Annotated in this window: 10 protein-coding genes; all 10 read right to left on the bottom strand. The window is 63.0% G+C overall.

Annotation, left to right across the window (positions count from 1 at the left end):
- Positions 1–21 precede the first annotated feature (21 nt).
- The gene (locus tag JXQ94_RS00050) at positions 22–441 is read right to left on the bottom strand and encodes a hypothetical protein (protein ID WP_421921789.1); all 420 of its coding nucleotides are present in this window, start codon (positions 439–441) and stop codon (positions 22–24) included.
- Positions 438–989 carry a hypothetical protein gene (locus tag JXQ94_RS00045; RefSeq protein ID WP_421921788.1) on the bottom strand — a complete coding sequence of 184 codons (552 nt, stop codon included), beginning with the start codon at positions 987–989 and terminating at the stop codon, positions 438–440. Before JXQ94_RS00045 ends, JXQ94_RS00050 begins: the two co-directional genes overlap by 4 nt.
- An 8-nt stretch (positions 990–997) precedes the next feature.
- Complete coding sequence (locus tag JXQ94_RS00040; protein ID WP_421921787.1) at positions 998–1,960, bottom strand: hypothetical protein; 963 nt, start codon at positions 1,958–1,960, stop codon at positions 998–1,000.
- On the bottom strand, positions 1,960–2,565 hold the full coding sequence (locus tag JXQ94_RS00035) for a prepilin-type N-terminal cleavage/methylation domain-containing protein (RefSeq protein WP_421921786.1): 606 nt from the start codon (positions 2,563–2,565) through the stop codon (positions 1,960–1,962). Before JXQ94_RS00035 ends, JXQ94_RS00040 begins: the two co-directional genes overlap by 1 nt.
- Positions 2,552–2,950, bottom strand: a complete 399-nt coding sequence (locus JXQ94_RS00030; protein ID WP_421921785.1) for a type IV pilus modification PilV family protein — start codon at positions 2,948–2,950, stop codon at positions 2,552–2,554. The genes JXQ94_RS00035 and JXQ94_RS00030 overlap by 14 nt, the downstream gene beginning before the upstream one ends.
- On the bottom strand, positions 2,931–3,380 hold the full coding sequence (locus JXQ94_RS00025; RefSeq protein WP_421921784.1) for a pilus assembly FimT family protein: 450 nt from the start codon (positions 3,378–3,380) through the stop codon (positions 2,931–2,933). Before JXQ94_RS00025 ends, JXQ94_RS00030 begins: the two co-directional genes overlap by 20 nt.
- 3 nt (positions 3,381–3,383) lie before the next feature.
- Positions 3,384–3,806 carry a type II secretion system major pseudopilin GspG gene (gene gspG / locus JXQ94_RS00020; RefSeq protein WP_421921783.1) on the bottom strand — a complete coding sequence of 141 codons (423 nt, stop codon included), beginning with the start codon at positions 3,804–3,806 and terminating at the stop codon, positions 3,384–3,386.
- Positions 3,807–3,816: 10 nt separating this feature from the next.
- Positions 3,817–5,019, bottom strand: a complete 1,203-nt coding sequence (locus JXQ94_RS00015; RefSeq protein WP_421921782.1) for a type II secretion system F family protein — start codon at positions 5,017–5,019, stop codon at positions 3,817–3,819.
- Entirely contained in the window at positions 5,012–6,658 is a 1,647-nt protein-coding gene (locus JXQ94_RS00010; RefSeq protein ID WP_421921781.1) for a GspE/PulE family protein, read from the bottom strand. Before JXQ94_RS00010 ends, JXQ94_RS00015 begins: the two co-directional genes overlap by 8 nt.
- 114 nt (positions 6,659–6,772) lie before the next feature.
- Positions 6,773–10,077: Ig-like domain-containing protein (locus JXQ94_RS00005; RefSeq protein WP_421921780.1), on the bottom strand; the 3,305-nt coding region annotated here is incomplete at its 5' end.

Genomic DNA, 10,077 nt, shown 5'->3' with positions numbered 1-10,077 from the left:
GCTCTAGCAAAACAAACTGCATTAGCGTTGAGCGCGCGACAGCGTCACGCGATCCTCGTCTCGCTCGAAGATCGCTGCCTGTGGCGTCAACGATATCAGTGTATAATCTTCAAGGCGTCTTCCTAGCGAGATTGTGACCAGCCCGTCATCGCCGCGAAACAGACCCCAGCCGCCGGAATCCGCCTCCACAACCCCAACCAGTTCATACCGTGCCAGCGGCCGCTGCGGCGCGGCGAGCCGGACCGGTGGCGCCGAACGGGGTTGCAGGGCTTGTGATACCGACGCCCGCCAACCCTCGCTGCGCGTGTCTTCTTCGGCCGTCACCGCTTGCGCGGCACTTGGGCGAGCGAGCGACCGCAGGGGCCAGGCACTGGCCCAAAGCGCGCCCGATATCAGAAGAAGCGTCGCAGCCCCCGAGATCATGTTTGAGCCTGAACTCATTCCGGTGCACCGATCAGATAAGGCTGACGAAATTCGAGAATGATTTCGGCATCTCCGGGCACACCCGTCGCGACAAGGCTCATTTCGGCAACGCGCAGAGGCCGGAATCGGGGATCTTCAAGAATGGAGAGCACGACCTCAACTGGCGCGACACCCGCCCAGACAGCATGCAGTTCACCGACCCGCTCGGTGACAACGCTTTCGCCGACCCCGCTAGCCTGATCGGTCGCCACGCCGGCCGCTTCAAGGTCCGACAGAAATGCGCCGAAGCGCTCGCTGAATGCCTCACGACTGCGCGCCGGATCCGACAATTCGACGAGGGTCTCGGCCGTCAGCTGACGCGCCTGCATCCAACGCACGTGGACGGCATCCGCCTCGGCCAGACTCTCGGTCAGCTGGCCAACATCTGCTTGGAGCGCTTCGCTACGCGACCAGCCGGCGATCGCCTGATGCAATGAAGTCCATACGAACACCCCCACCAGGACCACAGGAAGAACCACCAGACTCCAGGCCAACACCGTCGACCAGGGACGGGAAAGGGTCAGCATGACCGCCCTCATGATCCGGACTCCGCATCCGTCGGACGACCCAAGGGAAGAAGGATGGAACCGCGCGCCGGATCCGCGGGCAGGACTCGCACGGCATCAGGGGATTGAAGGTCCAGGCGCGCGATCGCGTCGGGCATGTCCGGATCCGTCATCGCATCCGCCAGACCATCCAGTAAATCACCAAGGCCGACATAGGATTCCGCGAACAACAGAGCCGGCTCGACCTCCGCCCGCACTGACCGCTGACGGCGAAGATCTCGCGCCTCCTCGAGCAGGATGTCCCGCTGTGCCGCGATACGATCCGCCTGCCGCTCGAAGCGGTCCGACACGGCTGCAAGACAAATCAGGGCTGCCGCCACAGCAACCAGGACCCGCACAACTGGGCTCTGCCAGAGCCGGACGTCAGCGCCCGCTTTGGAATCGGCAAGAATGAGCGGCGACGCATCCGACCGGTCGGCGACAATCTGCCACTTGTCCGACCGTTCACGGGCCAGGCGCGCAGCCCTTTCGACCGTGGCCCGGTGCGCAACCGCGACATCCACAGTGATGCGCCCGGCAGTGCCCGGTCCGACGAGCGCATAGGCCAGCACGGCGCGCTGCGGCGGCAAGGGAGAGTGCTGCTGCAGCCGCGCGCGAAGGGCGGCATCACCGCGGCGTGAAATAATCGCATTCACATCAACCCGCGTGCGGAAGATCTCGGCATCGGGAAGAACAAGCTCGACGCGATCAGCCTTCGCCTTGCGGGCAGCAGCCCGGTCGTCGCTTCGGATCAACGTGCCGAGCCAGGAACGCAAAACCTGACCGATCGGGTGGAGTTGCCCTTCCGTCGACACGTCATACCGGTCAGCAATCACGCTCCGGCCAGCTTCCAGGACGGGGCGCGGGAGATCACGGCGGACTTCCTCAACCGCCCAGGCGGCAAGGCCGGCGATCGTTTCGCCAAGCGCCCGCCCACTCGCCTGCAAATCCATTAGCCGCCCCCCAAACACACGCCGAATCCTGAATCGTAGTCACAGTCGAAACGCGCCTGCGCCGGCACATCAATCTCAATTCGCCGGATTGTGCCATCTATCGGCGCCAAGTCCAAAACTATGAGCCGTGGCAAATGGTTATACTCCCACTGCGAGGTCCAGGCCAAAGCGTCTCGCGTTTCGGTCTCGCCGTAGTAGAAGAAACGGGCATCGCGCCCGACGCCGGCCAGTCTGGAGGTTTGAGGCTCGCCGGGAATTGGGCCGGATCCCGCCATCGCAATGATGACATCCTCACGCGCCAAGGTCACATTCAGGCGCGTCAGTTCTCCGCTCGCCGGCATGCGGACCCAGAGCGACAATCCCCGCTCTGACCCATAAACCGCGCCGTCGCCGGTCGCGTCAGGCATGGGCTGGATCTGAGCGACACTATCGCGCAGAAAGGCTTCAAGACGGCCCGTCGTTTCACGCGATACAACATGCTCACGTACGCGGGCCTCGGCGAGGCTGACTGCCCGGATCGCAGGGGCCAGAAGCACAGCGAGCAAGGCAAGCAGAGCAACCGCAACCAGCGCCTCGAAGAGCGTGAAACCGCTATCCCGGTTCATAGGCGCTCGCTTCAAGGGCGCGGGCCCTGCTGGTTTCAACATAGACAAAACGAAGCTGCCAGCCTGGCAGATTGGCGCGCTCGAGGACCACGCCCGTCAGCACGGCTCCGGTGCGCGGGTCGACGGGCCGATCGACCGGCGTGAACGCGATGCGCCAGTCGGGATATCGCTCGTAGAGCGCGCTGACCGGCAAGCCTGCGCGGAAACGGGCTTCGATGTTTCGGGCTTCCAGCATGGCTTGCTGGACCTGGTCCGCCTGGCGCGCTCCGCGGGCCAGGCCGGCCAGCCCCGCCATCGTCGCCGTCAGCACCCCCGCCGCAATCGCGAGCGCGACCAGGGCTTCAAGGATGGCATACCCGTCGCTATTACATCGATCGGTCGACATGGATTTGTCCCGAAATTGCGTCCAGGCGAACGACCCGCTCCACCGTTTCCAGCCGCAGGACTATTCTGGCTTCTTCACGGGATAGAGGGCGCCCGGCCATGTTCAGCGTGTCAGTTTCGCCCCACCCACTGCGACGGCGGCTTTGCCAACTGGCATCCAGTCCTGTCGGCCACTCGCGGTGGACCGAGACCGCGTCGATACGATAGCCGGTCTCGGTCACGGTGACGGGCACCGGAGACGCGGCACGTCTGGCCTGAAGCTGGGCTCGCCGCAAATCATCGGCCAGCAGGGCGGTCGCCTGATCCAGTCTGTCGGACGCGCTGTCTGGGCGAATGCGGCTAGCCACCAATCCTGTGGCGAGCGAAAGAACAACCAGCGCCGCCAGCATCTCGAAAAGAGAAAAGCCCCGATTGCGCCGCGACACCGTCATTGATCAGCTGCGGGATAGGTCACTATCCTCTCCTTCGCCACCCGGCTCTCCGTCCCGGCCCAGACTGCCAATGGTGAAACGCTCACCAGTTTCATCCAGCCCGTAGCTGTAAGCTCGCCCCCACGGATCCGTCAGTCCGGACGCGTTTCGCATGTAGGGACCTTGCCAGGCGGGCGCATCCTCTGGCGGTTCGACCAGAGCGGTGAGCCCGTCAGCCTCGCTCGGATACTGCCCCATATCGAGGTAGTAGAGTTCCAGTGATGTCTGTATCGAGGCAAGTTGCGCTGTCGCGACATTCACCTTGGAGCGGCCCGCATATCCGATCACGCGTGGCGCAACGATCGTCGCCAGTAGTGCGATAATGACCAGCACAACGAGGAGCTCGAACAAGGTGATGCCGGCCTCCTTGCGAGATCGGCGGCGCATGGTCTTCATTTTAGAAAACAGCGTCATTGAGACTGAGAACTCCCGACATAACCGCGGCGATGACACCAGCAACGCACGCACCAAGGATGACAATCAAAACCGGCCCGAGCAACTCCAGCGCCCGACTCAGACGCGATCGCGCCATGCGTTCATAGCGATCCGCGGTTCGCAGCAGGAACGTGTCCAGAGCACCGGTTTCCTCGCCAAGGCGGATTTGCCGGATCAGGTCGTGAGGCAGGACATTCTGCTCATCAAGGGCGCGCGACAAGGCTGTTCCGCCGCGGACCCGGTCCGCCGCCCTCGACATCCCGTCCCGCATTCCCGCATCCCCGACAGCGCCGCGAGCCACTCGCTCGGCCCGGTTCACGGGAAGACCTGCCTTCACCAGCACACCCAGAGTCCGCGCAAACGCCGCGGCATCCAGTTTCCACATGGCGGGCCCGATAATCGGCATGGCCCGGCGGATTCGGGTTGCGACGAGCGGGAATCGGGCCATCGCCGTCCGAGATAGCCAAGCCAGGCCGACCAGACCAACCGGAATCCAGACCGCATAGCTGCGCAAGAAAGCGCCAACCGCGATCACGAAACGTGTTTCTGCCGGCGGCGCGACAGCGGAATCCGCGAACACGATCTCGAACTGCGGTAGGACAATAAAGGCGAGGAAGACGAGGGTCAGATAGATCAGGCAGACCAGAACGGCTGGATAGGCCAGCTGACCGGCCAGGTCGCGTTTCAATGTCTGCTCCGCGCGCAAACGCACGGCGAGATCGTTCAATGACGCAGCCAATTGCCCCGATTCTTCGCCCGCTGCCGTCATGGCGATCAGAATGCGCGGCGGGTTGGCGGGATCGATTTTCAGGGACTCGCTGAGCGAATGGCCGCCACGGACACCGGCCTCAAGCCGCAGGATGAACTCCCGGAGACGCCCCCGAGTTTCGCCTTCAGCCAGGCTGGCGAGTGCATCATGAATCGACACGGCTGCTCCCAGGAGCTCCGCGAGATCTTCCGTAAAGTCCGCGATGTAGGGACTTGGAAGCCGGCCGGAACGCTCCGAGCGGCGGGATGAACTGACCTCCCGGACCTCCACGGCCACCACGCCCCGTGCCGCCAGAAGCTGGGTAGCGTGGCGGGAACTGCCGGCCAGGATATCGCCTCGCTCGACACCGCCGGACGCGTTTTCCGCGAGATAACGCCAAAGTCGTGGTTCAGACACCAGGCCGCTCCGTGTCAGCCTGACCTGTGTCTTCGAGCGCGCGCAGCAATTCTGCTCGCGTCGTCAGGCCCCTTTTGCACAAGGCCAGACCGTCTTGCCACATTGTTTGATAGCCGGCCCGTTTCAGCACAGGGTCGAGACCGGTTTCACGCGCGCCCTCCCGAATCGAAGCCCGGATCGCATCATCGACGCGGAAAGCCTCGGCCACAGGTAATCGACCCCGAAATCCGGTCTCCTCGCAGTGGCTGCATCCCGCCCCTGCACAGGTCGGACAGGTGCGCCGGACCAAACGCTGGCCAACGACACCGACCAGCGTTGCAGCCAACAGGAAATCCTCAATTCCCATGTCCTGCAGCCGGCTGATCGCCGATGGGGCGTCATTCGTGTGGAGTGTGGAAAGGACGAGATGGCCGGTCATGGCGGCCTGAATGGCGGTTCTGGCCGTTTCCGGATCGCGGATTTCCCCGACCATGACCACGTCCGGATCGTGACGGAGAAACGCCCGCAGAGCGTTCGCGAAGGTCAGGTCGATCGCCGGATTTGTCTGTGACTGGGCGACACCTGGCAATCGATACTCGATCGGGTCCTCGATTGTCAGGATCTTGCGCTCTCCATTCGCGAGGCGACGGAGGAAAGCGTAGAGCGACGTGGTCTTGCCCGAGCCGGTCGGCCCCGTCACGAGGATCAATCCGTGGGGCATGTTCAGCATGGCCTCCACAGGCTCGCTGACCGATTGCGACAGGCCGAGATTCTCAATGCCGCGGAGACTCGCTTCCGGGTCGAGCAGACGCAGGACAAGGCTCTCGCCATACTGACCGGGAACGACAGACACGCGAAGGTCGATCGTGCGCCCGGCGACCGGCATCGAGAAACGCCCGTCCTGCGGCCGCCGGCGCTCGGCAATGTCCAGTTCCGCCAGCACCTTCACACGCGAAATCACCGCAAGCGCCTGAGCGGTCGGCCAGGCAATATGATCCTTCAAGACGCCATCGACGCGTAATCGTATCTGCGCTTCGCGATGCTGGAGCTCGACATGAATATCGGACGCGCGCGCGTCCGTCGCGCGGGCCACGAGATTGTCGAGCCGGCGGACTACCGGGCCGGCAGTTGCCAAATCTCGCAAGCGCTCGGCATCGAGGCTGATATCAAGGACTTCCTCGCCCTCATCAGCCTCATCGCCAGGCTCGGCCGTCAGACGGTCGGAGCACAAGGTGTTGAAGAGTGAGTGAGTTACCACGACCGGGGCCAGGGACCGCCCGCTGGCAAAGCGGAGTCCATCGAGAGCGTCTCGGTTCATCGGGTCGACGAGGCCGACAACGCACGTGTCACCGCGCGTACCGAGTGGGATCACGCGTTCGGCGACAAGAAAATCGGGATTGAAATCTGAGAGGTCCACAGACGCATCGAAAACACCGATATCATCGATCGTCTCGGCATGAGCGAGCCCGGCCTCGGCAGCAAAAAAGGCCGCTAGGCTTGCCTCGCTGGCCAGCCCCGCTCGCGTCAGGATGGTGTCCAATGGCTCCCGGGCGCCGGCTTTCAATGCCGATGCATGCGCGGCCTCGGCACGGCTTACCACACCGGCCGCCACCAGTCGGTCGAGCCGACTCTGTTCGATGTCTTCGCGCGATTGAGTCATTTGGTCCCAGCTTAGGTCGCGCAAGCCTTCAAGGCGAGGGCCTCCGCCAGATCAAGGACCTGGCAGAGGCGAACGCGTCTTGGCCGTTTGAAGCGCGGCAGATGAGCTGACCGGTCAGTGCATCGAGAGCGGCAAGCGGATCCGAAGCATGGCGCTGTTGGCTTCAAAATCGCCTTCGCCCAGACCGATCATTGACACCTCGCCCGAGATCCGACCGCCATTCGCCATCTCCATGGTCAGACCCAACCGCGCGTCACCACGCAGATGACCGAGCGTTTGCAGGGTTCCGGCGGCGTTGAACACATCGGCATCATCATAGTCGTAGAGTGCCGTGACGTTGAGGTAAGGCTCAACATAGCCGCCCGCAGCGTTCTCGAAGCGGTATGCCACTTCCGGTCCGGCCGAGAGTCGCCCAATCGTAATCGTCTGACCGGGAATGACGATGCCAAGCGTATCCGTGTAAGCGTCCTGGCTCTCATGGAAGTAAGCCAGACCGACACCCGGTGTGACCCGCCATCCACCATGCAGAATATCACCGGCCAGATTCGCCTCGATCAACCAGCGGTCCGTCTCGAAGCTGTCTGTGTACGTACCGATCGGATTGACGGAGTTGTCCGACTGTCCCCAGGCCGCGCGCAGATCGAGATAGGTATGGTCCGATATCCGCGCGACCATATACGGACCGGCCATCCAGCCATTCCCTTCGACCGCACTATTCCAGTCGCCTGTCGTCATGTCCGTCTGGTCGTACTGGATCAACACACCAGCGAGAACATTCTCGGAGACCATGATGTCCGTCCCGACATGCACGATTGAGAAATCGGCATCTGAACCCAGCCCAGCCCTGTTGTCCGAGACGCTCGCGACGCTGGCCTGCATCCAGACATCCAAGCTGGACATGCCGGTCCGACCATTCAGCGAGAAACGCTCATCACCCGGCTGTTGCGGCTGGCTCGCCTCGACAGCCTGACGCAGGGCGCTCAGGCTCGTCGACATTTGGGCATTCAACCGACCGTCGCGGAAATCTGCAGCGAAACTGTTCGGCGTAGCCGAGCTCCGGTCGCTGCGCATCCGTCCGGCCAGACGCGGGCTGTTGGTCAGGATGAGATCGGCACGCGTGGCCATGAAGTTGCGGATCGCCGACAGGGTCACGCCGCGGATATAATCCTCATTCCGCCGGTTGGTGAAGGTGCAGACCATGTTCTCCTCGGCATCGAGGTCGATCGTGACCTGACCGCTCGCGAGATCATAGACATTGCCGCCGTCCAGATCGCCGGTGCAGGAAAGGGATGCGAGATCCCAGCCTTCCGACGCCAACTGGGTCAGGACGTAACTCCCGCGAAGCACATCATTGACGGTAGTACTGGCGCTGCCGCCGGTCGTCGTTACGGTCTGCCCGTCCAGCGCTGTGAGCGTTGAGGCGTAAGAGAAGCTTCCCTCACCCTCTTCCGGGGCGGTTGTGCTCGTGATGATTGTGAGATCACCGAGGCGCGGTTCGATTGCAATGTTCACCGGAATTTCCAGTGTTTCCAGAGTATTGGCCTTACTACCACCACCGCGTTGAGCGGGAGGGCTGACTTCGACAACCGTAATCGTTGCCGTGTAGGCGCCCGGGGCCAGATCCAGCACAGCCGACGTAAAGCTGACCGTGAATTCAAGGCTGCCGGTCGCAGGAATGGAGCCTGCGGTCGGGTCGATGGCGAGCCAAGGCTGGTCAGTCGACGCGGTGAAGTAGAAGGCTTCACCCCCAACGTTTTGCAGATCGAAACTGCTGGTGGTGCTGGTCGGATCATCGGCCAGCGTCGGCAGCTCGATTGTGACTACCGGAATGACGGTTTCATCGACATCCGGCTCGGCGACCTGCGTGAACTCACAAGACACCGTGTCCGTCGGACCCAATGTCACCGTTGCGCTGCCCGCGACAGCATCGAGGACAAATGTTCCGCCGGTGCAGCTGATCGCATCGAGATTGAAGCCATCGGTCGAGGCAGCCGTGAAGGTATAACTGCCCTCGGCCAAATCATTGAAGCTGGTCGCACCGGCCTGGCTGGTCGTAGCGACGGAGAAGTCGCCCAGATCACCACTGAAGTCGAAACTTCCATCAGTTCCCCCGGTGATGGCGACGGCGACCGACAAGGAGCCGCGGCGCATTTCGACACTCAGAAGGTCGGCCACCGGACTATCTGGCAAGGCGTTGCCCGCGGCATCCGCTGCGGCGGACACGGTCACATCGACATCCGCGGCCACCTGGCCGCCATCGGCGACGCTGTAGGTTGCCGTATAGACCGTATTGCCAGCAGAGAATGCGCCATTATCGAGCGACAGTGTTGCCGAGAGGTCCGTCGAGAATGTGAAGACCGGGGTCTGACTTGCATCCATGGCTTCGCTGAAAGTTGCCGTAAGCGTGACGCTTCCTCCAACATCCTCGATACGAATATCGACATCGGAGACAACGAGACTGTCCAGCTCCGGAAGGCTCAGATCAGCGTCCACCGCAAACTGAGTCGCGGCTACATTGCCGTTTCCGGCGGCATCCTGAGCCGAGTTTGCGGCCAGGTCGACCGTGACCGGTCCGCTTGCCGTCGGCGTGATGTCGAGGGTGTAGCTGCTCCCGGAGCCGGCCAGATTGGCCGCGCTGCCATTGCCGACGGTGAAGTCGGCCAGCACCAGACCGGTCACGCCCTCGGAGAAGTCGACAGACAGCGTGAAGGTCCCGACCTGATCGATAGCGGGGCCGTCGAGCGCGACGGTCGGAGCCGTTTCGTCATTCTCGATCGAGAACTGCGTCGCCGCTGTATTGCCATTACCGGCGCTGTCCTGGGCGGCGGCGGCGGCCACATCGACCGTCACCGTGCCATCAGCCGCCGGGGTGATCGTGGCGGTGTAGACCGTAGCACTGGTCGCCGAGAAGTTCGACGCCGCACCATTGCCAACCGAGAAATCGCCGATGGCGAAGCCCGTGACCGCTTCCGAGAAGGTCGCGGTGATTGTGAAGGCTCCGGAGACCGGATCGGCAGAGCCGGTCGATAGCGCGACTGTCGGTCCGGTTTCGTCATTCTCGATCGTGAACTGCGTCGCGGCGACATTCCCATTGCCAGCACCGTCCTGGGCAGCGGCGGCGGCCACATCGACCGTCACAGTGCCGTCGGCGGCCGGGGTGATTGTTGCGGTGTAGACAGTGGCACTGGTCGCCGAGAAGTTCGACGCTGCACCATTGCCAACCGAGAAGTCACCAATGGCGAAGCCGGTCACAGCCTCCGAGAAGGTCGCGGTGATTGTGAAGGCGCCAGAGACCGGATCGGCAGACCCAGTCGAGAGGGCTACGGTCGGTGACGTCCCGTCATTCTCGATCGAGAACTGCGTCGCCGCTGTATTCCCATTACCGGCGCTGTCTTGGGCGGCACCGCCCGCGACATCAA

It is taken from the genome of Maricaulis maris, assembly GCF_049116555.1.
Taxonomy (GTDB): Bacteria; Pseudomonadota; Alphaproteobacteria; order Caulobacterales; family Maricaulaceae; genus Maricaulis; species Maricaulis maris_C.
This window is presented reverse-complemented; position numbering and strand designations above follow the sequence as displayed.

Coding starts and splice junctions, on each gene's coding strand:
- JXQ94_RS00050 (WP_421921789.1), bottom strand. CDS start 441: ATGAGTTCAGGCTCAAACATGATCTCGGGGGCTGCGACGCTTCTTCTG.
- JXQ94_RS00045 (WP_421921788.1), bottom strand. CDS start 989: ATGCTGACCCTTTCCCGTCCCTGGTCGACGGTGTTGGCCTGGAGTCTG.
- JXQ94_RS00040 (WP_421921787.1), bottom strand. CDS start 1,960: ATGGATTTGCAGGCGAGTGGGCGGGCGCTTGGCGAAACGATCGCCGGC.
- JXQ94_RS00035 (WP_421921786.1), bottom strand. CDS start 2,565: ATGAACCGGGATAGCGGTTTCACGCTCTTCGAGGCGCTGGTTGCGGTT.
- JXQ94_RS00030 (WP_421921785.1), bottom strand. CDS start 2,950: ATGTCGACCGATCGATGTAATAGCGACGGGTATGCCATCCTTGAAGCC.
- JXQ94_RS00025 (WP_421921784.1), bottom strand. CDS start 3,380: ATGACGGTGTCGCGGCGCAATCGGGGCTTTTCTCTTTTCGAGATGCTG.
- gspG (WP_421921783.1), bottom strand. CDS start 3,806: ATGCGCCGCCGATCTCGCAAGGAGGCCGGCATCACCTTGTTCGAGCTC.
- JXQ94_RS00010 (WP_421921781.1), bottom strand. CDS start 6,658: ATGACTCAATCGCGCGAAGACATCGAACAGAGTCGGCTCGACCGACTG.